Genomic DNA, 23,652 nt, shown 5'->3' with positions numbered 1-23,652 from the left:
ACCATGACCGTCCTTTTTCTCACATCAGTTTAAAATGTCATGCACTTAGAATGCGAAGTGTTCAGCATCTAAAGACAACAATGGCTCTACACCACCTGCGATCACGTCAACGTGTGAGCGAACGCGTGGAAGAATTTTCTTGAAGTAGAAACGGGCAGTGGTCACTTTCGCGTTGTAGAAATCTACATCAGTTGTGCCAGCCGCTAATGTTTCTTGAGCAACAAGTGCCATACGAGCCCATAAATAAGCAAGCGTTACATAACCCGAGAAGTATAGGTAGTCAACCGCAGCTGCACCAACTTCATCCGGATTTTGCATTGCACGCACACCAATCTGCATGGTCAAATCACCCCACTCTTTGTTAAGAGCGGCAAGCGGTTCAACAAATTCTTTCATTGCAGCATTGTCTTTGTTTGCTTCAGCAAATTTATGGATGATCTTGGTGAAGTCTTTCAACATTGCACCTTGAGTACCCAAAACTTTACGGCCTAATAAATCCAGTGCCTGGATTTCAGTAGTACCTTCGTACAAGCAGGCAATACGGGTATCACGAACAATTTGTTCCATGCCGTGTTCAGAGATGAAACCATGACCACCGAACACTTGAACCCCGTGTTTTGCAGATTCAGAACCAGTTTCAGTCAAGAAGGCTTTGGCAATTGGAGTCAATAAAGACAGCATGTTGTCTGCAGATTTACGTTCTTCTTCAGTTGTACCGTGTTCAACTACATCAGCGTATTGAGCCAATAAGTACACCAGCGCACGACCAGCTTCTGCATATGATTTTTGAGTTAAAAGCATATTACGTACAGCAGGGTGAACAATAATCGGATCGGCTTCTTTTTCTGGCGCTTTAACACCTGAAAGTGAACGCATTGCCAAACGGTCTTTGGCATAGGCAAGTGCACCCTGGAAAGATGCTTCAGAAGCTGAAAGGCCTTGTACAGCAGTACCGATACGTGCAGTGTTCATGAAAGTGAACATGCAGTTCAGACCACGGTTTTCAGGGCCAATCAGGAAACCTTTTGCGTTATCGAAGTTGATGACACAGGTTGCATTACCGTGAATACCCATTTTGTGTTCAATTGAACCACAACGTACAGCATTGCGTTCGCCCACTGAACCATCTTCGTTCAGGTTGAACTTAGGCACGATGAATAGTGAAATCCCTTTAGTACCTTTAGGTGCACCAGGAAGACGAGCAAGTACGATGTGAACAATGTTCTCAGCCATGTCGTGTTCACCAGCAGAGATAAAGATTTTCTCGCCAGAGATTGCATAGCTACCGTCAGCATTTGGTTCAGCTTTGGTACGGATGATACCCAAGTCAGAACCTGCATGAGATTCAGTCAAGCACATGGTACCTGTCCAAACACCTGAAACCAGATTTGGCAGGTAAGCATCTTTTTGTTCTTGAGAACCGTGGTGTTCTAAAGTACGGACTGCACCGTGAGAAAGACCAGGGTACATACCCCACGCCCAGTTCGCAGTACCGACCATTTCAGAAATAGTGATACCTAAAGAGTTAGGCAAGCCTTGACCGCCATATTGCTCTTCAGCAGAAAGAGAAGGGAAACCAAGTTCGATATATTTTTGGTACGCTTCTTTAAAACCAGTCGGAGTTGTAACAACACCGTCGTTCCAAGTACAACCTTCACGGTCACCAACTTGGTTAAGAGGAGAAAGTTCGTTTTCACAGAAGTCTGCAGCAGCTTCCAGATATTGGTCAACCAACTCACGGCTTACGCTTTCCTGGAATGCAGGTAATTTTCCGTAATGTTCTTCTGCATTTAAAAGTTCATGCAGAACGAATTGCATATCACGTAAGGGCGCTTTGTATTGTGGCATATCGTTTTCCTCAATACTGGTTTGTACCAGCGTTAATAATTCTAAATAAACATTGGAACGTATCTTCAATGACACGTATTTCTATGGCTCAATCGTGCAACATCTTCTTAGTTGGTACAAGCTTTAGGGGCTTTTTCTTGGTGACTGTAAAGTCAAAGATTTCTTACTTGAAATTGCTAAGTATCTTGAGTGTAAATGCTTTTATGGTTTTGTTAGTGGCATAAATAGTCAAATTGTTCACTTTTTGACAGGCAAGAAAAAAGGCGCAGAGTTGCGCCTTTTTTAATTTTGGGTAAATTTTATGATGCCGGTTTTGCAGTTGCGGGAGCCATCGGGGCTTTAGGCTGAAAGCGGACTTCACATTTACCATTGATGGTATGTGTGCCCATTTTGACTTGAACAGCCTTACCGTTGGGCTGACCTTGGCAAGCCTTTAACATGGCTTGCTGATGTGCCTGATGTTGAGCCAGGCGCTGATCAAATTGCCTGGTCAGTTCTGCGCGTTTGGCATCAGTAAGCGGTTCTGCCGATTGCATTGGCATGCCTTTCATGTGCATACCCTTCATTTCACCGCGCATTCGCTGATGCTCACCTTGCATATGCATACTTTCCATCTCACCATGCATGCCCATCATCTCTTTATGCATGCGCTTCATCTCTTGACGGTCCGCTTTAAAGCCCATGCTACAGGTACCATCAATGGTTTTTTCACCGGCTTTAATTTGTACTGCAGCACCGACCGCTTTACCGTCACAGGCTTTCTGGAACTGCTGCATCATTTGTCGACGTTCAGCACGTGACTGCTGGAACTGTTCATGCTGTTCGGGTGTCATTTTACGATCGTGTTGGCCATGATGCTGTTTCATCATTGGCTTGTGGTCGCTATCTGGAACCGTATTGGCTGATTGGCAAGCGCTCAAAGCACTCACGCTTAGCACGCTGGCAGCAATTAAAGCCATTTTTTTCATGGAATTCATTGTTGTTATCTCCAAGAGAAATACAGTAAATTTTATCAGTTAAAGATTAAATAATAATGATGAAGAAACAATGGAGAGTTTTTTGAGATCGGGTTGGTTACAATAACAAGTTGAGAACAAATATTGAGACTTCACTTTTGAAAATTCGCCGTGTTCCGATTGCCTTACGCCTGTTTTTGACGGTATTACTCACCACTTTGGTGATTACGACCGTCAGCCTAGGGGTATTGCACTGGACCATGCAAAAGAATTTCACCCGCTATGTGGCGGATGTCGAAATGCAGAAGCTGGATCACGTGATCAGCAATCTGGCCGGAGTATATTCAGTCTATCATGACTGGGGCAATGCCATTCAGGCTCAAATCCTGCAAATTGAAGGAACTGCTGCGCCCGATGATTATGACAGGTTGTCACGTTGGTGGTTACGTCGTCAATATGATATTGCCTTGCAGCAGCGTTATTTTCAGGAAAATACCTTGCTCAGTGTTACACCGAGCTTAAATCAGGCGGAACACAGCAAACCAGTCCTGGATGCGGAAGAACTCCGTATGATGAAGCTAAATTTACCTTCTGAATATCAGCCCTTTGAAGGACTCAAGTTTCCTTTAAGTGCCAATCAGAATGTATTCCGTCCAGACCGAAAAACTGATGCGCGACCAACAGATCCAGTATCTAATCCAAACAAAAAAAAGCAGTTTATTTCCATGCCTGACCGTCTGGGACTCAGTTCGCGTTTGTCCTTGTATGATGCCAATAAACAGTTTGTGGTGGGTGAGCCTTCAGACAGTCCAGTGTCGTATCGTCCGATTATGGTGAACGACAAAGTGGTGGGTTATTTGGGATTGAAGCCGGTACTGGATCAGGATGATGCCATAAGTATCAATTTCTTTAGTAATCAAAAACGCTATTTACTATTGGTTTATGGCTTAACTTTTCTGACCAGTTTAATTGCGGCTTTATTGTTGGCTACTTATTTCAAAAAGCCGATTCAGCGTTTGCTGCAAGGTACCCGTGAACTGACCAAAGGCAATTTTCAGCATCAGGTGACCGTTAACCGAAATGATGAACTTGGTGATTTATCCACAGAATTGAACCATCTTGCGGTGATTCTGGATCAACATGAACAATCACGCCGTCAGTGGGTGGCAGATACTTCACATGAATTAAAAACACCACTTGCAGTGCTGCAAGCACAAATTGAAGCCATGCAGGACGGGATTCGAAAACCGACACCGGAACATTTTGCATCAATGCTGCGTCAGGTGACCAGTCTGAAAAAATTGACTCAGGATTTGGCTGATCTGGCTCAGGCAGAAGCCCAACAATTGAAATGCTATATAGCAGAAGTAAACCCGTGGAATGTGGTATTACAAGAAGTTGAAAACTTCAAACCTAAATTTGCACAGGCCGATTTATCTGTTTCAGTGCAAGGTGAAGGTGCGAATTTACAATTAGATATAGATCGTTTTAAACAAATTATGGTCAACTTACTCGGCAACAGTATTCGTTATACCGAAGCAGGCGGAGAAGTTCGTGTGCATACTGAACAGTCTGAAACGGAGTGGAGCGTGATTGTTGATGACAGTCCGCTTGGGCTAAGTGATGAACAGTTGTCACGTCTAGGTGAGCGTTTCTATCGTGTTGATGATTCACGGACACGCAGTACCGGGGGAACAGGCTTAGGTCTGGCATTATCTGGTAAGATTGCCCAGGCATTGGGCGGGAAATTGAGTTTTGAGCACTCTCCATTAGGTGGTTTGCGTTGCAAACTGACTTTTCCAAAACAGTTAAACAAATAAAGGGATAACATTCATGAAACATGTCATGCTGGTTGAAGATGAAGTTGAACTTGCACAGTTGGTGCGGGACTATTTGGAAGCTGCAGGTTTTGAAGTCAGCATGTTTCATGATGGTCAGGAAGCATATGACAGCTTTCTGCAACGCAAACCCAGTTTGATGATTTTGGACCTGATGGTTCCACGTATGGATGGTTTGACCATTTGCCGTAAAGTGCGTGAACAGTCTGATTTGCCGATTATTATGGTGACTGCGCGTACTGAAGAAATTGACCGGGTATTGGGCTTGAACATGGGTGCAGATGACTACATTTGTAAGCCTTTTAGCCCCAAAGAGCTGGTCGCGCGTGTACAAGCAGTGTTGCGTCGTTTAGACCGTCAAGTCGAGCCGGAACAAAACAGCCTGTTCCGTATGGATAAGGCACAGCAACGCATTTGGTATCAACAAAAAACCTTGAACCTGACCCCGACTGAATTCCGTTTATTAGAGTTATTCCTGGAACATGTAGGACAGGTGTATTCACGTGCGCAATTGCTGGATCATATTAACCCGGACAGTTTTGATGTGGCAGACCGGGTGATTGATAGTCATATTAAAAACCTGCGCCGTAAAATTTCTGATGCGGCTGAAACCGGTAACCGTCATGAGTGGATTCAGGCGGTGTATGGTGTGGGCTATCGTTTTGAATATCCTGAGGATTGAATAAATAAATATTTTTTTAGCATTGTAAAGCTCCTTTAAAATGATTATTTTTTAGGGGCTTTTTTTATTTATAATTTTTAGAGGGTAGGGGTAAAATGATTTTAAAAAAAACATTACTAGTACTAAGTTGCTCTGTGTTTTTAGTGGCTTGTGGTGGAGGTGGAGGTGGGTCTTCTTCATCTGATGGAACAGATAGTGGACAGGTAACGACACCTGCTTTAGATTTAGAAAAAGCAAAACAACTTGTCAAAACGACCAATGCTATTGTTTCTTATTATGATGGTTTTCAAAATATTGCTGATCAATATAAAGTCCCTGCACAAGTCATAAATGACACATCTTCAGATTTGAGCCGTGCAACGAATTTATTGTTATTAATTGCAGAGGTTGTTAGTCAGGATGCGCAGGGGCAGACCAAAACTTATACAGCACAACAAATCCAGGATTTAATTAATCAGGATGATGCGTATAATTTAAAATTTAAGAGCAATCATTTAAGCGCTAAGGTGGTTGGTGATTCCATTACCATTTCAGGTGATGCCAGTGTCCAATATTGGCAAGCGTTTAATTGGGATAAAGTTACAGCGGACAATGCATGGAATAATACAAATTGGTATAATGATCCTGCATACTCAATTTATGGTGATGATGCTGAAGTTACGGTATCGAATTTGGTCTTAGAAGCGCCGTTTATTGATACCGCTCGCACAACTTATAATTATAAGATTCAGAATAATGGAAAAATTTCTACCAAGAATCTTAAAAATCAAACTGCGAGTTTTAGTTTCACTGCCGATAGTACAGCATCTATGGTTTATGCTACCGCAGATACAATGGAAAATCGTAAAGATATTCCGAATCAAGCAACAATGAGTTTAAAAGGACTTTTGTTTGAAAGTGCAGATGTGAAAGCCAATTTAGCAGAAGTTTCTTTAATTGCACGCAAAGCTATATTTAATAATGGTGTTGGAATTCAAGAACAATTGATTCCATCTGAATTAGTGCTGAAAGGTCTTGTAAGTTATCAGCAGGAATCCTTGAATTTAGAAGCCAAATTTAATTTGAATAATGATTTATCTAAAACTATTGATGTTAGTGCTGGACAGGAAACATCGACTAATTTCATCAATGCGAATTTAAATGTCAAATTAAGTGGTAACTTAAAAGGTGCCAATGCAGTACCTACACCATTTAGCATTGATATTGCCGCAAAACGTGCTGAATTTACCAAAGGTACAGCGACTGTTGCCGTTGTCGTTGATAAAAATGCATTGGATATTGAGTTAACTGCAAAAGACTTAGATCAAGACCATCAAATTATTGCGGGTGTGATTAAGCATAAAAATGGAGCATCCATCAGTATTGCAGATGTACAGAATTTTACCTCAGCGAATATTATGGTTGCAGGAAAAAGTTACGGCACACTCACTAAAAATTCATCTGGGCAATATGTGGTGAAATTTAGTGATGACACAATAACTTATATCGCTCCTTAATCTAAAACTTAACTTTGAGAAGAAGGCAGCATTTGCTGTCTTCTTTTATATCTAATGAAAAAATATTTATTCATATTGGCTGTAAGTTTGCCATACTCTGCTTATGCGGAAAAAACGATTCAATACAGTATAAATGCAGATATTTATAGTGAGCCTGTTAGTGTACATGCCTTTTTAAATGGTTGGGAAACCCCTGATTTTAAAAAAGGCAATAATGCCTTTGCGCATGGGAAAATGAAATTAGAAACCAAACAGGATAATTGGACTGTAGGTTGGGTTTGGGCTTATGACTATCAGATTCATTTTAGTGATGATATGGTAAAGCTATATTATCAAATTGAAAATGATCAGTTAATTGATGCAAATAAACATAATCAATTGGAATTAGAAGCTCAGCATGTCGAAACAGTGGGAACTCGTTTTGCCTATGATTGGAAAGTTCATCCTGATTGGACAATTGTGACAGGGGCAACGGCGCTTATCGGCCGTCATTATGTGGATGGTAACTTTCAAGCAACAGGCCAAACAACCAGTATGACTGAGTTGATGGATAGAGTAGCTTGGTTAAATGGTTCATTGGATTATAGTTATGACCATCCTGCATTAAAAGAAGAGGAATTAGGCTGGGATGGAAGAACTAATAAAGGTTATGGCTATGCCCTAGATTTTGGTTTAAATGGACAAATCAAAAGAGATTGGAATATTACTCTTCAGGTCGATGATTTATTCAGTTACTTATATTGGGATAATGCTCCATTTACACGCTACAATCTTTATTACGATCAAAATCAGCGTCCTCGAATAGATTTAAGTGGACAATTAAGTAAGAGTAAACAGTATCGTCAAAAACTGCCTGTGAAATTAAGTTCGGAAATTAGCTATGAGGCTCAAACTAAGCCTTGGAGTGCAAGCATCAGTAGTTTTTCAAATGAATATATAACATTAGCTCAACTCAATGCCTTTTGGAAAACGGAACAATTAAAATATGGACTGCATATAGAGCCACAAACACATGCTTGGGGGTTATCAATACAGCATAAAAATTTTGGTGCTAAATATATGACTGACGATTTAGAGAGCAATCAGGCACATCGTTTTAGTGCCTCTTTATATGCCCAATATCACTGGTAAAACCTTTCAATATTAAAATGTCCTAACAAAAAAACGGAGCATATCGCTCCGTTTTCTTGTTAGGAAGAACAGCTCACCATCACTTCCGGAACATCACTCGGCAAGGGGCCTAAATCCTCAAGCTGCTCTAAATCAGGTTGTTTAAGATAAGGCTGACTCAACAACTTAAACAACCGATCAACTTCAGAAAAATCATCCCGTTCTGCCAGTTCAATCGCTTTCTGCGCCATATGGTTGCGCAGAATATATTGTGGATTGGCTTTGGTCATTTCAGCATCCAGTGCATCGGTGTCCTGATTTGCCCGAATACTTTCATATTGAGCCAGAAAGCTTTCAAACTGGCGTCGGTCCAGACAGTCATCTTTAATCGTCTCAAACTGTTTGTTCCGAAGTCGAATAAAGCTTTCGGTGTAGTCCAGTTGCTCCGTTTGTAAAATTCGTAAGAATGCCATGCCGCAATCAAAACTGTCTTTATGGAAACTTGGCAGTCCCATTTTCTGACACAGACCAAGGGTGTAATGTTCCAAGAAGGTCGGCTCAAAATGTTCTAAACATTGTGCCAAATCTTCTTTGAACTGTTCTTTTTCAGCAGGATCTTTTTTTAGCCGAATCAGGTTATTCAGCCACATCCATAAATTCCAGTGCCCAATACTTGGCTGCTGCTGGTAGGTGTAACGACCTTGGTAATCCGAGTGGTTATTGATCCAGTTCGGACGGAAACGTTCCATAAATCCATAAGGACCAAAGTCAAGTGTAGAACCGGTGATATTCAGGTTGTCGGTATTCATGACTCCATGGGCAAAACCCACCAGCTGCCATTTGGCAATCATCACCGCAGTACGTTGGATGACTTTAGTTGCGAAAGCCAAAACAGGCTGTTCAGCTTCCAGACATTCTGGATAATGCCATTCCATACATTTCTGTACAAAGTCTTCTAAAAGCTCGGGCTGATACTGGTTAATCCATTCAAAATGGCCGAAGCGGATATGACAGTCTGAAGTACGCAGCATCATCGCACCAGGTTCCAGTTTTTCCCGTTGTATGCCTTGGGTCGAAGAAGTAAAACCAACTGCATTACTGGAAGCAATCCCTAAAGCATTCAGAGCATGACCGGCCAGATATTCGCGAATCACTGAGCGTAATACGGCACGTCCATCACCCATACGCGAGTAGGGGGTTGAACCGGCACCTTTTAAATGCAAGTCGATGGTTCGATTGTTCTTATCCAGAATTTGCCCGATCAGCAAGCCGCGACCATCCCCCAGTTGTCCTGCCCATTGTCCAAACTGATGTCCTGCGTAGACCATGGCAAGTGGTTCAAACTCGGCAAAGGTTTTTTGTCCACTACAGATTTCCATCCATTGGGCTTTATCTGCATCCGACCACTGTAATTCATCAGCCAGTGCTGAATTGAAATGACCAGCTTTTGCTCCTTTTAACGGAACAGGCATTTGATGATGAAAAAGCTGGGGATTGAGCGAGGGGTAACGCGGATTAAATTGCATGGTAACAATCTATAAAAATCGGGGGAGACCAGATCACTATAGCAAATTTAAACGGCTAAAATGAATAAAGCCCCAATAATGGGGCTTTATATTGACTCCGGTCTTATTCAGACACAGGGTTCTTTTTAATATTGCGCATTAAAATTTTCAAGCTATTACGATGATGAGCAAGGCGCTGTTCCACCAGTTGGAAATCCACTTTTAATTTGTTATCCATCTGATGAATTTTTTCAGCTACCGAAGCTTTTTTCACCTGAATCTCTTGTTCTTTCAGTTTGGCCCAGTCATTTAGGGTTTGGGTAAATGCTTCATATTCCTGAGCAATACGAAGTTTAGCCGTAGCCATATCTTCATTAACGTTGTGACCATAAACTGCCAAATCTTGTTCAGCATATTTAAAACGCATCGCCAGTTCCGCTTTTTTGATATTAAAGCTTGGAATACGGCGCAAGTTTTTGGCTAAACCGAGTTTTGAGCAGGACCAGATCAACCATTTGGTTGGGTCATATTGCCACCATTTCACTCCATTACGGTAGTCATACTGGAAGATGTGGTGGTAGTTATGATAACCCTCACCCCAAGTGGCAATAGCTAAAATGAAATTGTCGCGAGCCGTGTTTTCGTCAGTATAGGGACGTTTGCCCCACATGTGACAAAGTGAGTTAATAAAGAAGGTCACGTGATGGCTAAGGATTAGACGCAGTAAACCGCCTAATAACAATACGCCCCACATATCCCCCACAGCCCAGCCTACAGTCGTAAGAATGACGGCATGTACAGCAATCACGAGTGGAATATAGTATTTGTCCTGAAACATCACCACTTTGTCATTTAACAAATCGGGTGCATTTTTATAGTTTTTTTCTGCTGCCGGATAGTTGCGTAGCATCCATCCCATATGCGCATACCAAAAGCCGTTATTAATTGAATAGGGATCTTGATCGACATCATCTACATGGCGGTGATGGGTACGGTGACCTGAAGCCCAGAACAAAATACTGTTCTGAACAGCAAAAGTACCCATAATCATTAAAATAATTTTTAATGGAAGAGTCGCTTCATAAGCACGGTGTGCCCATAAGCGGTGGTAACCCGCAGTAATCCCTAAACTACTCACACCGAGTAGTACAAATAAGCTGATCCATGCGCCTAAGCTAAAATCATGATGATAAGCATATAAAGGGATAGCGATTACAGCCACAATTGGTAAAAAAACCAATGCAAACACTGCAATCCAGTTAATTGGGGCTTTGGGTAAGGGAGCATTCATCTCCAACAGCACTCCTAGAACCGTATAAGGGTAAGGTATAAATGAATTCTTAATTCAATACAGTTTATAAGGATTAAGACGTGTCATCTTAACATGAGCACATAAATCTTCACTAGCATTATTCTACAGGTGTATTGTACTAAACAGTAACAGAATACGGGGAAGGGTTGATTGATTTTATCGAAGGTCAAAGCAGCTTCCGTGAACAGCAGCGATGTGAGTCATTTTTGAATAAATAAATAGCGGATTGGGTCACAAAAATGGAGATAGAAACTTTTGTTAAAGTTGTTCGAGCATCATTTTGGGAAAGTCGGTAATTAATCCGTCTATTCCCAAACTTTGCAGATGCTTGGCACGCTCAACATCATTGACGGTCCAAACACTGATTTTTAAATGGGCTTGCTGGGTGGCCTGAATCATCTCATCGCTTGCCAGCTGGTTCATCCAGCCAATTTGGCAGCAACTCAGTTCTAAAGCCTGTTCAATGGCTTGGTGTTTGATGTCATCTTCAATCAGTAAGCCGCGTTTGAAGATGGAGTACTGCTGTTTTAAGGCCTGATGAATTTTTAAATCAAAACTGGTGATGACCGCCGTTTGTTCAAAACCGTGTAACTGTTTTTGTAATTCTAAAACCAGTTTTTCAGCGTCGAACATCGTTGCAACTGCTTTGACTTCAACTTCAATATGCTCAAAGTCATGAATAATGCTCAGGGTCTGGCAAAGGGTCGGGGTAAGCTGCTTTTCCCAGTCCATCCAGATATGGGCCTGGTTATAGGCGTCAAGCTGCTGGCTGTTTAATTCGTAAAGTTTTTGATCGGCACCCGTAGTTCTTAGGAAATTGTCATCGTGCATGATGATCAGCTCATTGTCTTTGAGCTGACGGACATCAAATTCGACTGCACGGATGCCCAAGTCATGAATATATTGAAAGCCACCGAGTGTGTTTTCAGGGGCCTCACCACGTGCACCACGATGTCCGATGATTCGCATTCAATATTCTCGATATATTTTCTTTTAAACACAGATATTACAGCGGAGTCTTACCGTTTGTAATAGTAAGGAAGGAGCTCATATGTTACTTTTCTTTTGGGAAAAGTAACCAAAACCATTGTCATCCGCAAAACTCGACAACTACCATCTTTTATTATAATCATCGCAGAAACAATTATTTTTTTAATGGAGTCTTGCCTCAAACACTTGCGGATGACATTTCCGCGTATCAGATTTAGCTCTAAGTCTTATTTTTGAATATTAATTTATCTTTAAATCGTCTCATTAATATTTTTTTGCCAAAGTACCTCACTGCCACCTTCAGCACGTTGCAGGGTACGAGATGCCACAAATAGCCAGTCGGAAAGGCGGTTGAGGAGTTGCAGTGAAGGAGCTTGAATATTCTGATCTCGAGTATGCACCGACATTAAGCTGCGTTCAGCACGGCGGCATACTGAACGTGCTTGATGTGCATAGCTACATGAAAGTGTGCCTGCAGGTAAAATGAAGTCTTTCAGCATGGGTAGTGCTTCATTCATTTGGTCAATTTCTTTTTCCAGAAATTCAATTGCAACCGGTAAAACCATGTTGTAGTTGGGAATACAGACTTCACCGCCCAGATCAAAGAGCCAGTGTTGAATCAGGCTAAGCGATTTATCCCAAGGGGCTTTGTCTTCAATTGAACTGATGGCAATTTGCGCACGCAAAATCCCAATGCAAGAGTTGAGTTCATCCACATCACCTAAGGCCACAATACGCAAGTCGTCTTTGGCGACACGTGAACCATCACCAAGACCAGTGGTGCCTGAGTCGCCTGTACGGGTGTAAATTTTACTTAAACGGTGGCCCATGTTTATCTATCCATGCATATATATAAGAAAAGGTATAAGAGGAATAAATAAAATTATCCCTCGGAAAATAAGTTGGCTTTTAGATCAATATTTTACAGTTAATCCAACCGAGGCCAATCGTCCACCATTTACATAATGCACGCCATAGCCGTTGTAGGAGGTTTTGTATTTCACATCACCAATATTTTCAATGTTGGTAAAAGCTTTTAGATGAGGGTTAATATTCCAATAAGCATTTAAATCAGTTGTGACATAACCAGGCGTTGAATTAAGTGTTGTATCAGGCCAGTCGGCAAAATCTTTTGATCTGGATTTGGCAGAAACAGAAGTGCTGATCCCAAATTGTTCATCCTGCCAGCCCGCAGTTAGGGTTGCACTTTGACGCGGACGACGGGTTAAATCGGTATTGTCTTCAGCATTTTTGGCTTGCACATAGGCATAACCTAGATTAAGGAAAAGCTCATTTTGCTGCCAGTTGAGGCTAACTTCACCACCGGTAAACTTGGCTTTATCTACATTATTGAGTTGGTTTGTATAAACGATCAGATCATCTACTTCATTACGATACAGGGACAATCCCAGACTCAGCTGGTCATTAATATGTTGATCAACACCAAGCTCATAAGAAATACTTTTCTCCGGATTTAAATTCGGATTGGCTCCCCATGCGATGGCATATAAGTCGTTATTGGTTGGAGCACGAAATGCCGTTCCAATGTTGCTATAAATGCTGGTAGCAGGGAAAAGTTGATAACGCGCAGCAATTTGTCCTACGGTGTGTGTACCAAAGTTTTCATAATCCTCGAGGCGAATACCAACTTGAGTATTGAGATTATCTGTCTGATATTGATGCTGAGCATAGTAACCGGTTGAATGGATATCTTGTTTGTAAAGGACATCTTCACCGGGATAATAAATGCCTTCCCATTCATAGCCTTCACCTATGGCATAAATGTTACTTTTTATATTTTGATGCGATATACCCACAAGAAGGTTTTGTGCAGGAGCAAATTGCCATTTGCTAAAAAGTTCTGCTTCTTGTGTCGTGTTATACACATAATCAGGTTTATTATTTTGAATAAGATTATCTTTAAATTGTGAGAGGCGGGCATTGACTGAGAGTGTATCTGTAAAATTGACACGACCTTTGAGATTTAATATTTCATTTTCAAAATTTTGTGAAAGTAAGTTGCCATAATTATCATAAGCAACACCACCTTGATTGGTGCTGTAGTCAATTGATGTTGCAAAGCGTTCTTTATCTATACCAAATTTTGCACTGTAACCTTTTTGATCATAGTCCGCTTTTTTACTATTCGCTGCATTCGTTAGAGCAGTGCCATCGGTTTCTAAACGTTGAGCACGAATCTGTGCATAAAAATCATTTTCTTTGGCATCTGCACCTAAAACCGCCTTATAAGTATGATTTTCTCCAACTTCTGTAGTTACAAAGGCTGCATTCTTTTCAGGTGTTTTTGTTACCATTTGTACCACGCCACCAATGGCATCTGTGCCATAAAGTACAGATGCAGGGCCTTTGAGTATTTCGATTTGTTTAATATCAGTGGTATCTAAAAATGATAATGGAGGCATGCCTGCAGATGCGCCATTTAAACGAACGCCATCACGTAAAACTAATGTATGGGTTGAGTTCGTGCCACGAGTAAAAATAGAGGCTAATTGTCCGAAACCACCACTTTGTACCATGTTGATAGAAGCATCACTCATCAGTAAATGAGGTAATTCACGAATGGGTGATTGCTCTAAAATTTGCGGTTCAATGACGGAAATGCGAGCTGGAACATGCTCAATGTTTTCTTCAGAACGTGTCGCTGTAAAAACCAATGTTTTTAAAGTAGAGGGTAAGGCAGATGTAAAATCATTATTTGATTGCGCATAAGTGTTTGTAACACCCATAGCGAATGCAATTGCACCGACCAAAGATGTGCGGTGAAAGCGTAGAGACATGGCTTAAGCTCCTAGCATTCACCCCACCGTGAATGTTTGAGAGAAAGAACGTAACAGCAAGGTTCCGGACTGTTATACACAGGGGATTAAAACTATGTGTAAGCACCGTTGCGGGGGCAGCGTGTTTTTCAACTTCCCTCACTGTCACAACTATTCAGAAGTATAAAGAGAGCTAAACCACTAAACAATAAAGAGGTCTTGGATTAAAGACAAAAGGTGTTAAAAGAACGAAATATATCCATAAAGGGAAATTGAATGACAATTCAATATCCTATTTCGTGGATTGACTGCTAAAAGCAGATTTCAGCTTGACTTAGACCAGTTCAGAAACTAATCTGCGACCGCTTCAGGTGCTTCCATAGAGAAGTGAAACTGGGAAGTTAGTTAAATTTATGAATTTAAAGCTAACACTGCCCCCGCAACGGTGAATAGTTATGTGCATATAACTTAAGTCCGGAGACCGGCCTGCTGCAAACCTAATTTAATGCGGTGGGCGTTATAACTGGGATTGCATGGCTTTTCTTATTATTAAAGCTGTGCTTACCCCACATCCGCCTCTGCATTATTCATATATTTAATTCGCACGGGCGGTGCGGTGGGGAAAAGATTCATGCATCTCATCCATAAAACCATTCTTGGTTCTTTCTTTGTTTTATCTCCACTTTCTTTAGCTATGGCTGCGGAGAAAGAAGTTTCATTACCAACGATTAATACTGTTGCTAACTTGGTGGAGCAAGAAAATAGTAAAACACTTGCAGCGGTTACAGTGATTGATCGTGAAGAAATTGAGCGTAAGCAATTTAATTCTCTTCAAGACTTACTTAGAACAATACCAGGCGTAACTTATAGTAATACTGGCGGTTTAGGTAAAGTAACCAGTATTTCTATTCGGGGCACAAGTAATCGACATGCACTGGTTTTGGTTGATGGCCAAAAAGTAGGTTCCGCGACTTTGGGTGAAACTGCTTTCGAACATTTTCCAATTGATCAGATTGAACGTGTTGAAGTTGTACGTGGTCCTCGCTCAAGCATTTATGGTTCAGAAGCCATTGGTGGTGTAATCCAGATTTATACCCGTAAAGGTACACAAAATGGTGTAAAACCCTTTGCAGCACTGACTTATGGTTCTCATGAAACCTATCAAGGTAATGTGGGTTTAAATATTCGACAAAATGATACTTGGGCAACATTAAATGTTGCTGGAACGAAAACCCAAGGTTTTGATGCGACGAATATTACAGAAGCAAATGATTTAGACCGTGATGGTTATGAAAATAAATCAGCTTCACTGCGTTTGGGACATAAATTTAATGACCAATTTGCAGTAGATGCCAGTATTTTACGTGTTGATGCAACGAATGAGTACGACAGTAAAGATGATTGGGGATTTGGTCCATTTACCGATGCAGAAAATGTGCACAGTAAAATTGAACAAAATGTATATAGCGTTGGTGCCACTTATAAACCTTTTGATCTATGGACTACGCAACTCAAATTGGGCCGTTCTGAAGATAAACTGAATAGCCGCGATGCAAATCCATCGGTGATTAATACACAACGTGATAGTTTATCTTGGTTAAATACTTTGCATATCAATCCTAATAATAACCTGATGTTAGGATTTGACTATCTGCAAGATGAAGTTTCGGGTACACAGGCATATGCAGTAAAAGAACGTGATAATAAGGGCTATTTTGCTCAATACCTGGGTTCATTTGGCGCATTTGATGTACAGGGTGCTATCCGCCAAGATGACAATGAGCAATTTGGTGACCACACAACGGGTAGTGCAACTTTAGGCTATCGTTTTAATGAAGCAGTGCAAACTTATGTAAGTTATGGCACAGCATTTAAAGCCCCAACATTTAATGATTTGTACTGGCCGGGAAGTGAAAATCCTACTTTGGTTCCAGAAGAGTCAGACAACTATGAACTTGGTTTTAAAGGACAAGTCAAAAATATTAATTGGGAGCTAAATGGCTTCTATAATGAAATTGAAAATATGATTGTTTGGGCACCTAATGCATTAGGACGTTGGATTCCAAGTAATGTAGATGATGCCAAAATCAAAGGGGTTGAATTATCTTTAACCCAACAGTTAAATAATTTTCTTTGGAATGTGAACTACACTTACCAAGAACCTGAAAATGAGACAGTAGCGAATAAAGGAAAACAACTTTTATTAAAGCCTAAGCAAATTTTTAATGTTTCAGCTGACTATACGATTGATAAGTGGACTGTGGGTGCTTCTGTACACGCAGAGGATAAGCGTTTTGCTAATGCTGAAAACACTGTTTATTTAGGTTCTTTTGCAACAGCGGATGCTCGTGTTACCTATCAAGCAACACCAGAGTTTTCTATTCAAGCAAAACTTGCCAATATGTTTGATAAAGAATATTCAACTAACTACAGTAACAGTACCTTATTTAATCAAGACGGTCGTACTGCTTGGGTAACGCTTCGTTATGCCATGAAGTAATATTGATTTGATGAAAAAGCCCTTATTTAAATAAGGGTTTTTTGTTTTATAAGGTTTCTGTGGAAAGCCTGCTGAATTTGCACGCAACTCAGCAAAATTGCATTACAATGATTCGCCCCCATCTTTATAGAATGACTATAGATTGGCAAAGTTTAGATTAAAAAATTAGAGCGAATTGTATGCGAACCCGTGCCAAAATTTGCGGAATAACACGAATAGAAGATATACATTCTGCTGTGAATGCAGGGGCTGATGCGATTGGATTTGTATTCTATGCACCCAGCCCAAGAAGTGTGACCATTGAGCAAGCTCAAGAATTAGCAAAGCATGTCCCTGCTTATGTACAAATCGTGGGTTTATTCGTGAATGCAACAGCCGATGAAATTGCTCAAGTGCTTGAGGTTGTACCCTTGGATATGCTGCAGTTTCATGGTGATGAAACTGCAGAGCAATGTCAGCAGATTGCAGCACAAACCAAACGCCGTTGGTATAAAGCCATTCAGGTTAAACCTGAGTTAGATGTCATCAATACTATAAAAAGCTACCAAAATGTAGGGGCAAGCGCAGTATTATTGGATGCTTGGCATCCTGAGCTTAAAGGCGGAACAGGGCATAGCTTTGACTGGTCACAGTTCCCCAAACTGGATATTCCTTTACTTTTGGCAGGCGGCTTAAAACCTGACAATGTTGAAGACGCTATAAAGACGACCAATGCTTATGCAGTGGATGTCAGCGGAGGCGTAGAGTCCGCAAAAGGTATTAAAGACCAACAACTCATTGAACAGTTTATGCAAGGAGTCCATCGTGGATCAGCAAAATACTAGCCAGAAAAGTCAGGCAATTGACTATACCCAATTTCCCGATGCACGCGGGCATTTCGGTATTCATGGCGGACGTTTTGTGTCAGAAACGCTCATGGCAGCATTAGAAGACTTAGAAAAACTTTATTTCCGAATGAAGGATGATCCTAAGTTTCTGGCAGAATTCGACCGTGATTTAGCCTACTATGTAGGTCGTCCTAGTCCTTTATATTATGCTGAGCGATGGTCTAAAGAGTTGGGGGGAGCGCAGATTTACTTAAAACGTGAAGACTTGAACCATACTGGCTCACATAAAATCAACAACACCATTGGTCAGGCACTGCTTGCAAAACTTTCTGGTAAAAAACGCATTATTGCAGAAACCGGTGCCGGTCAGCACGGTGTAGCCACTGCAACCATCGCAGCACGTCTGGGTCTTGAATGTGTGGTGTTCATGGGCGCGGAAGACGTGAAACGTCAAGCCATGAACGTCTATCGTATGCGTCTGTTGGGTGCAACTGTTGTGCCAGTCGAAAGCGGTTCAAAAACATTGAAAGATGCTATGAACGAAGCCATGCGTGACTGGGTCACTAACGTTGATTCAACCTATTATGTGATTGGTACGGTTGCAGGTCCACATCCATACCCGCAACTGGTTCGCGATTTCCAGTCGATTATTGGCCGTGAAGCGCGCCGTCAAATTCAGGAACAGGCAGGTCGTTTACCGGATGCCTTAGTAGCTTGTGTCGGTGGTGGTTCAAATGCGATGGGCTTGTTCTATCCATTCTTGAATGATTCAGATGTGAAAATGTATGGTGTTGAAGCCGCAGGTTATGGCATTGAAACCGGTAAACACTCTGCGCCATTGAATGCGGGTCATGTGGGTGTATTACACGGTAACCGTACCTACTTGATGTCTGATGACCAAGGCCAGATTATTGAAACGCATTCAATTTCTGCCGGTCTGGATTATCCAGGTGTTGGTCCTGAACACAGTTTCTTGAAAGATATGCACCGTGTTGAATATGTACCAATCAAGGACACAGAAGCATTGCAAGGTTTCCGTGATTTAACCCAAATTGAAGGGATTATTCCTGCGCTTGAAAGTTCACATGCAATGGCTTATGTCACTAAACTTGCTCCAACGATGGACAAGGATCAAATCATTATTGCGACAGTTTCAGGTCGTGGTGATAAAGACTTGATGACTGTTGCTCGTATTGATGGCGTGGAAATGGTTGAGATGTAACTTCTTCTAAAAAGCCTCTCCCTTTGGGATGAGAAGCATAGCTTCGCAAGGGGGAGGGAGATTTAGAAATCGTGTTGAGTAAACTCAGCACGATTTTTTTATTGCTTAAATTCGCTTCAACTTTGTGGTTATGAATATATCTACATTTTGACAGAGTCTTATTGTTTATCATTCAAATGTAAGGAGCTCGTAATGTTACTTTGGATAAGCCCAAAGTAACCAAAGGCTTTTTGTTAAACTGACGGCACCTCCTTGTGCCGCAGTTTAACGGGCGACATCCCTGTCGCCAGCGCGTATCATATTGAAGATAAATATTTACCGTCCTGAGTTTCTATTTTTAAAGAGAAATTCCCCTCCTTAGAAAAAGGAGGGGCTAGGGGAGGATTCTAAAAGGAGTAAGCAATGCCCAGCCTATTTATCGTCATGCTTGGTGGTCGTCATGCACGTGCCAATACAGAAGTCCATGATGTCGTGTTAGCCGTAGGCGATTCATTGCAAGAGGTCTATCCTCAACTTAAAAATGCATGGTTTGGTGAGCAAAAAGGCTTGCACATCGATGCCTGGGCACAAATCAATGGCGTGGAATTTGAAGGTATTCAATATCAAATTCACTTTAGCAATGCTCAGCCGAATTCATCTGAACAAAAGCTGTTTTTAATTAACTTGGGTGGTTACGATGCCCGTGAGTTTGGCGAGTTACACCGTTATATTCTGGTCGTGGCACAAAATGCCATGCTGGCTAAGCAACGCGGTAAAGCCTACTTTGCACAGCATTGGCAAAAACAGCATACCGATCGCATATTAGATGTGGATGATTGTATTGCGATTGATCAGGTGCATGGTCGTTATGTGCAACTGATTGATGGTGAATTCAGCGCTAACCGCTGGGGAAATACCTATTTAATGTTATCGGAGCACTAATTCATATCTATCTGATTAATAAATTGTATTTATTAGATATTAAGCTTTCTTAAATACTATACATTTTTGTATATTTTAGATAAAAGATGCTTTTGATACTTTTAAGTTCTATTTATATGGGCATAATAAGATTAAGGAATTGTTATCTCTTGGCTAGATGGAATTTGATAAATGGATTTGATTCAATCAAATGGACAACCAAATTATGGACGTTTTAGTTCTCTCCCAAAAACCATCGATTTGAATCAATATCAGTACAAGACACCTTATGGTGATGTCTTAACGGGTTGGCGCAAGCGATTAAAATATAAGAAGTTTAAATTCTGTTCAATTCAGCATCAACACTACACCATAGGTTTGGCCATTGCCGATATTGCCTGGGCAGGGCATGGTTTTTTTTATATTTATAATCATCAAAACCATGAAGTTTTAGAGTGGAATGCCATTAACCTGCTATCACGCAATACCGTGGTGGATGAGCAGCCGCTTTATAACCAGAGCTTTTTTTCTAATTCCCCTTTCCAAATTGATATCCAGCATGCCAATGGCGTGCGCTATATCCATGTCACCAAATATGGGGAAATCAGGCTGAGTGCACGAATCTTCTGTGCCGGTACCGACCCGCTCAGCATGTGCAGCCCGACCGGGATCAATGGCTGGACTTATACCCAGAAGCTAACCACCTTGGCGTGTGAAGGTTTTTTTATCAATAAACAGGGTGAAACCATACAGTTTAATGAAAGAACTTTTGCATCGCTGGATGATACCTGCGGTTTTCTGCGTCCAGAAACGGCATGGTTCTGGTTGTCGAGTAATTTTTGGGATCAACACAATAACCGGATTGGCTTAAATCTGGCTTCTGGAGTCAATGAAAGTTTTGGCAATGAGAACTGCTTGTGGATCAATGGTGTGCTATATCCTGTAAGCGATGTTCTGTTCCAGCATCAGGATGAAGGACACTGGAAGATTCGCTCACTGGATAACAAGCTGAATCTGGATGTAAAAACCGGTTGGCGCCGTTACGAAAATCTGAATTTAAGACTGGTCGGTAGTCAGTTTAGTCAGTGGCAGGCCAAAATCAGTGGCACTATTCAGCAGGATGATCAGGAAATTGTCTTGGTCAATGAATACGGTTTGCTGGAACAGCACTATGCAAAGTGGTAAGCGCCAAATTGTAAGCCTAGAATAAAAAAAGCCTGCAAAATGCAGGCTTTTTTTATTCTTGTGCCGCCTGCCAAAAGGCTTCGCCGGCTTGAATCGGATCACCCGTTTGTTGCAGGGTTTTGACCCAGACATCATATTGGGCGATCACCGGATGCTGGCTGGGGTGGAAGTCCTTTTTAAACCAATCCCTGTATGGCTTGCCCATTCTGGTGAGTACGCCTTGTTTACCAAAAAACCACGGCAAACCTTTGAAATTCATTTGCAAGCGTTGTAACGGCGTAAAGCCATCATGCTTTAACATCACATTGGCACGATAAATAGTAAAGCCGAACATCAATACGGTTGTCCATGCCAGTACAAATTTACGTGTGCTTTCAGGTACATTGCCGACCTGCTTCATCACATCAAAAGCGACATCACGGTGTTCCATTTCTTCAATTGCATGCCAGGCAAAAAGTGCCCGCACATAAGGATGAGCACTGCGTAATGTCTCTTTATTGCCAAAAAAGGTTTCTGCCATTAGAGCGGTCAAATGCTCAGCCGCAGCGGTCATGGCAATATTGTATTGTGGTGAGCGTTTTTCCAGTTCAAATTTAAAAATCTTATTTAAACGCTGAATAAATTGATCGACCGGCATACCTTGTTCTTTCATGACCTGATTCATCTTGTCATGCGCTATGCCGTGTTGTGCTTCCTGACGGATAAAGTCTGCTACACGCTGCTTTAAATCCGGATTGGTAATCTGGTCGCGGAACAGCCTTACAGATTGAATGAAATAGCGTTCACCATCGGGAAAAGTCAGGCTTAAGGCATCGAACATGCGGGTAATAAACGGATCACCTGCAAACCAGAAGCGCGGCACTTCATTTAGCTTGAAATCAAGATTGCTACGTACTACAGGAGTAATCTGTGGTTGGACAATGGCATTCATGTTGTTTTACTTCAATTGCCTTGGATAATTGCAGTATGTCGTGCTTTTTCATTTTTGTTTTGACAGTACTTGCCATTTTTTATACATTTTACGCCAAGGTGAAAATATAATATGTCAAATTATAAGTGAGTCGCCATGCAAGAATTACACATCCCAAATGGTTATTTTCAGCTCTGGAATATGTATCTGATAGACCAGGGACTTGACTTTCACACGCTTGAATTTTTAGCACCTTATCGGGATGATCTGGAGCACGTGCTGCAATTACCGATCGATACCCAGTCGCCCTTTTCTTTTTTTTACAGCATTTTGCAATTAACCCGTGAGCAGCTGGATTGCCCGCAGTTGATTATTGAAATGGCCAAGCGAATTCGTCCTGAACATTTCGGCGTACTCGGTTATATGGCCACCCGAAGTAACAGTGTGGCTGAAGCATTGCAGTACATAATGCGTTTCAGCCGTCTGGTGATTGATGGTGCCGATGCAACCCCATTGCAGATGCATCAGCAGGGCAATGAGATCTGGCTGAGCTGGCCGTTTTTAGATGAAAAATATGCCTTGTTAAATGAAATGACCATGGCTGCCATGGTGCATTTGGCCAAGCAAATCTTTCCGGATCAACCACAATTTTTAAATATCCAGATGGCACATCGACCGCAAATGGCACAGTATCATTATCAAAAATTTTATGGTTGTGATGTGTTGTTTGATCAGCCACGTTATGCCTATGTCATGGGGGTGGATAGCCTAACCCTGAAGTCGGTACTGGCTGATCCGTCACTGATGCAGCTATTGCTGAAGCAGGCGGAGGAGGCTATTGCACTCAAGCCACATTATGAAAGTGTATCACAGCAAATTCATACTGCTGTGGCCGAGTATTTAAGACTGCACGCAGCAGCCCCAAAAATTGATCAGATTGCAGATGAATTGCATGTTTCTACACGCACGCTGCAACGCCAATTGCAGCAGCTTGAAAGTTCATTTAAGGCTGTGCTGGAAGCGGAACGAATGAAACGCTGTGAACAGTTGTTGCAACACAATACCAGCCTGACTGAAATTGCCATGCGCCTGGGATATTCAGACCAGTCGGCTTTGGCACGTGCTTATAAGGCCTATAGCGGTCAAACCTTATTACAGCGAAAACAGCAACTGAAAGCCCAATCTGAACCATAAAAATGGCTCATTCAGGCTGTTTTTTAATTCAATGCAAGCGCTAAAGCATCCACTTCAGCTTGCGGCTTTGGAGTCTTATAAAATAAAACCTACTGAGTAAAGTACAGGTTTTGCTATTGCATAAAACTTTAAATATAAAGGCTAACTTGATTATTTTTATCAACTTTTTACACATAAAAATAAGTTTATCTGAATGATAGATATTTGTTTACATAGCAAAATTAGGCATCTTTGATCATTGAGAAAAAAGCGTAAATATCAGTAAATGGTGTTCTCGGATTGTTCTGAAAAATGAGATGGTGAGTCGAATGTAGCGCGAAATGCTCAGGCTCTATTCAATGAGTAAAAAATAGCGTTACAATGCGTTGTCTTGTATTTCTACAAAGCCAACTCCTCAGTT

Annotated in this window: 18 protein-coding genes and 1 riboswitch; of the genes, 10 read left to right on the top strand and 8 right to left on the bottom strand. The window is 41.5% G+C overall.

All coding sequences use genetic code 11. The features are described 5' to 3' along the window. Nucleotides 1–45 precede the first annotated feature (45 nt). Together LZZ98_RS09705 and LZZ98_RS09700 are read right to left on the bottom strand one after the other, a co-directional pair. Nucleotides 46–1,848, bottom strand: coding sequence for an acyl-CoA dehydrogenase C-terminal domain-containing protein (locus LZZ98_RS09705; RefSeq protein ID WP_237787750.1), 1,803 nt, complete (start codon nucleotides 1,846–1,848; stop codon nucleotides 46–48). 299 nt (nucleotides 1,849–2,147) lie between these two features. Further along, nucleotides 2,148–2,825 (bottom strand): hypothetical protein, encoded by a 678-nt coding sequence (locus LZZ98_RS09700; protein ID WP_237787671.1) that lies wholly within the window; start codon nucleotides 2,823–2,825, stop codon nucleotides 2,148–2,150. Nucleotides 2,826–2,962: 137 nt separating this feature from the next. Here LZZ98_RS09700 and baeS point away from each other — a divergent pair, with 137 nt between their 5' ends. The 4 genes from baeS (at nucleotide 2,963) to LZZ98_RS09680 (ending at nucleotide 7,951) form a co-directional block, all read left to right on the top strand. Beyond that, nucleotides 2,963–4,624, top strand: a complete 1,662-nt coding sequence (gene baeS / locus LZZ98_RS09695; RefSeq protein ID WP_237787670.1) for a sensor histidine kinase efflux regulator BaeS — start codon at nucleotides 2,963–2,965, stop codon at nucleotides 4,622–4,624. 13 nt (nucleotides 4,625–4,637) lie between these two features. After that, a complete protein-coding gene (locus tag LZZ98_RS09690; RefSeq protein WP_086175456.1) occupies nucleotides 4,638–5,324 on the top strand; it encodes a response regulator in 687 nt (228 codons plus the stop codon). 95 nt (nucleotides 5,325–5,419) lie between these two features. Next, entirely contained in the window at nucleotides 5,420–6,820 is a 1,401-nt protein-coding gene (locus LZZ98_RS09685) for a hypothetical protein (protein ID WP_237787669.1), read from the top strand. Nucleotides 6,821–6,874: 54 nt separating this feature from the next. Further along, complete coding sequence (locus tag LZZ98_RS09680; RefSeq protein ID WP_237787668.1) at nucleotides 6,875–7,951, top strand: hypothetical protein; 1,077 nt, start codon at nucleotides 6,875–6,877, stop codon at nucleotides 7,949–7,951. A 59-nt stretch (nucleotides 7,952–8,010) separates the two neighbouring features. Here LZZ98_RS09680 and LZZ98_RS09675 read toward each other — a convergent pair whose 3' ends face one another. The 5 genes from LZZ98_RS09675 to LZZ98_RS09655 form a co-directional block, all read right to left on the bottom strand. Beyond that, nucleotides 8,011–9,456, bottom strand: a complete 1,446-nt coding sequence (locus LZZ98_RS09675) for a protein adenylyltransferase SelO (RefSeq protein WP_237787667.1) — start codon at nucleotides 9,454–9,456, stop codon at nucleotides 8,011–8,013. A 103-nt stretch (nucleotides 9,457–9,559) separates the two neighbouring features. Continuing rightward, on the bottom strand, nucleotides 9,560–10,726 hold the full coding sequence (locus tag LZZ98_RS09670; RefSeq protein WP_237787666.1) for an acyl-CoA desaturase: 1,167 nt from the start codon (nucleotides 10,724–10,726) through the stop codon (nucleotides 9,560–9,562). Nucleotides 10,727–11,005: 279 nt separating this feature from the next. Next, nucleotides 11,006–11,716 carry a glycerophosphodiester phosphodiesterase gene (locus LZZ98_RS09665; protein ID WP_237787665.1) on the bottom strand — a complete coding sequence of 237 codons (711 nt, stop codon included), beginning with the start codon at nucleotides 11,714–11,716 and terminating at the stop codon, nucleotides 11,006–11,008. Nucleotides 11,717–11,988: 272 nt separating this feature from the next. Next, nucleotides 11,989–12,567 (bottom strand): cob(I)yrinic acid a,c-diamide adenosyltransferase, encoded by a 579-nt coding sequence (locus LZZ98_RS09660; RefSeq protein ID WP_237787664.1) that lies wholly within the window; start codon nucleotides 12,565–12,567, stop codon nucleotides 11,989–11,991. An 84-nt stretch (nucleotides 12,568–12,651) separates the two neighbouring features. Then, nucleotides 12,652–14,535, bottom strand: coding sequence for a TonB-dependent receptor plug domain-containing protein (locus tag LZZ98_RS09655; RefSeq protein ID WP_237787663.1), 1,884 nt, complete (start codon nucleotides 14,533–14,535; stop codon nucleotides 12,652–12,654). 331 nt (nucleotides 14,536–14,866) lie between these two features. Beyond that, nucleotides 14,867–15,018, top strand: a riboswitch (cobalamin riboswitch). A 127-nt stretch (nucleotides 15,019–15,145) separates the two neighbouring features. Here LZZ98_RS09655 and LZZ98_RS09650 point away from each other — a divergent pair. The 5 genes from LZZ98_RS09650 (at nucleotide 15,146) to LZZ98_RS09630 (ending at nucleotide 21,148) form a co-directional block, all read left to right on the top strand. Beyond that, on the top strand, nucleotides 15,146–17,014 hold the full coding sequence (locus tag LZZ98_RS09650; RefSeq protein WP_237787662.1) for a TonB-dependent receptor domain-containing protein: 1,869 nt from the start codon (nucleotides 15,146–15,148) through the stop codon (nucleotides 17,012–17,014). A gap of 179 nt (nucleotides 17,015–17,193) precedes the next feature. Further along, entirely contained in the window at nucleotides 17,194–17,838 is a 645-nt protein-coding gene (locus LZZ98_RS09645) for a phosphoribosylanthranilate isomerase (protein WP_237787661.1), read from the top strand. Then, nucleotides 17,819–19,063, top strand: a complete 1,245-nt coding sequence (trpB, locus tag LZZ98_RS09640; RefSeq protein ID WP_237787660.1) for a tryptophan synthase subunit beta — start codon at nucleotides 17,819–17,821, stop codon at nucleotides 19,061–19,063. The genes LZZ98_RS09645 and trpB overlap by 20 nt, the downstream gene beginning before the upstream one ends. A gap of 402 nt (nucleotides 19,064–19,465) precedes the next feature. Continuing rightward, nucleotides 19,466–19,984, top strand: a complete 519-nt coding sequence (locus LZZ98_RS09635) for a DUF1543 domain-containing protein (protein ID WP_237787659.1) — start codon at nucleotides 19,466–19,468, stop codon at nucleotides 19,982–19,984. A 171-nt stretch (nucleotides 19,985–20,155) separates the two neighbouring features. Continuing rightward, nucleotides 20,156–21,148 (top strand): DUF2804 domain-containing protein, encoded by a 993-nt coding sequence (locus tag LZZ98_RS09630; RefSeq protein WP_086175445.1) that lies wholly within the window; start codon nucleotides 20,156–20,158, stop codon nucleotides 21,146–21,148. Between the two features lie 52 nt (nucleotides 21,149–21,200). On the opposite strand, the gene LZZ98_RS09625 is transcribed toward LZZ98_RS09630, so the two are convergent. Next, complete coding sequence (locus LZZ98_RS09625) at nucleotides 21,201–22,079, bottom strand: metal-dependent hydrolase (protein WP_237787658.1); 879 nt, start codon at nucleotides 22,077–22,079, stop codon at nucleotides 21,201–21,203. Between the two features lie 135 nt (nucleotides 22,080–22,214). Between LZZ98_RS09625 and LZZ98_RS09620 the strand changes: the two genes are divergently transcribed. Beyond that, complete coding sequence (locus LZZ98_RS09620; RefSeq protein ID WP_237787657.1) at nucleotides 22,215–23,252, top strand: AraC family transcriptional regulator; 1,038 nt, start codon at nucleotides 22,215–22,217, stop codon at nucleotides 23,250–23,252. Nucleotides 23,253–23,652 lie beyond the last annotated feature (400 nt).

Source organism: Acinetobacter sp. SM34 (genome assembly GCF_022012365.1).
Lineage (GTDB): Bacteria > Pseudomonadota > Gammaproteobacteria > Pseudomonadales > Moraxellaceae > Acinetobacter.
Note: the sequence above shows the minus strand (reverse complement) of the source record. Positions and strands in the feature narration are given on the sequence as shown.

What these genes read in the sequence shown, in the direction of transcription:
- LZZ98_RS09690 (WP_086175456.1), top strand. Translation starts at nt 4,638, where the DNA reads ATGAAACATGTCATGCTGGTTGAAGATGAAGTTGAACTTGCACAGTTG.
- LZZ98_RS09650 (WP_237787662.1), top strand. Translation starts at nt 15,146, where the DNA reads ATGCATCTCATCCATAAAACCATTCTTGGTTCTTTCTTTGTTTTATCT.
- LZZ98_RS09625 (WP_237787658.1), bottom strand. Translation starts at nt 22,079, where the DNA reads ATGAATGCCATTGTCCAACCACAGATTACTCCTGTAGTACGTAGCAAT.
- LZZ98_RS09620 (WP_237787657.1), top strand. Translation starts at nt 22,215, where the DNA reads ATGCAAGAATTACACATCCCAAATGGTTATTTTCAGCTCTGGAATATG.
- LZZ98_RS09660 (WP_237787664.1), bottom strand. Translation starts at nt 12,567, where the DNA reads ATGGGCCACCGTTTAAGTAAAATTTACACCCGTACAGGCGACTCAGGC.
- LZZ98_RS09635 (WP_237787659.1), top strand. Translation starts at nt 19,466, where the DNA reads ATGCCCAGCCTATTTATCGTCATGCTTGGTGGTCGTCATGCACGTGCC.
- LZZ98_RS09670 (WP_237787666.1), bottom strand. Translation starts at nt 10,726, where the DNA reads ATGAATGCTCCCTTACCCAAAGCCCCAATTAACTGGATTGCAGTGTTT.
- LZZ98_RS09700 (WP_237787671.1), bottom strand. Translation starts at nt 2,825, where the DNA reads ATGAATTCCATGAAAAAAATGGCTTTAATTGCTGCCAGCGTGCTAAGC.
- LZZ98_RS09645 (WP_237787661.1), top strand. Translation starts at nt 17,194, where the DNA reads ATGCGAACCCGTGCCAAAATTTGCGGAATAACACGAATAGAAGATATA.
- LZZ98_RS09665 (WP_237787665.1), bottom strand. Translation starts at nt 11,716, where the DNA reads ATGCGAATCATCGGACATCGTGGTGCACGTGGTGAGGCCCCTGAAAAC.
- LZZ98_RS09675 (WP_237787667.1), bottom strand. Translation starts at nt 9,456, where the DNA reads ATGCAATTTAATCCGCGTTACCCCTCGCTCAATCCCCAGCTTTTTCAT.
- LZZ98_RS09680 (WP_237787668.1), top strand. Translation starts at nt 6,875, where the DNA reads ATGAAAAAATATTTATTCATATTGGCTGTAAGTTTGCCATACTCTGCT.
- LZZ98_RS09630 (WP_086175445.1), top strand. Translation starts at nt 20,156, where the DNA reads ATGGATTTGATTCAATCAAATGGACAACCAAATTATGGACGTTTTAGT.
- LZZ98_RS09705 (WP_237787750.1), bottom strand. Translation starts at nt 1,848, where the DNA reads ATGCCACAATACAAAGCGCCCTTACGTGATATGCAATTCGTTCTGCAT.
- LZZ98_RS09655 (WP_237787663.1), bottom strand. Translation starts at nt 14,535, where the DNA reads ATGTCTCTACGCTTTCACCGCACATCTTTGGTCGGTGCAATTGCATTC.
- LZZ98_RS09685 (WP_237787669.1), top strand. Translation starts at nt 5,420, where the DNA reads ATGATTTTAAAAAAAACATTACTAGTACTAAGTTGCTCTGTGTTTTTA.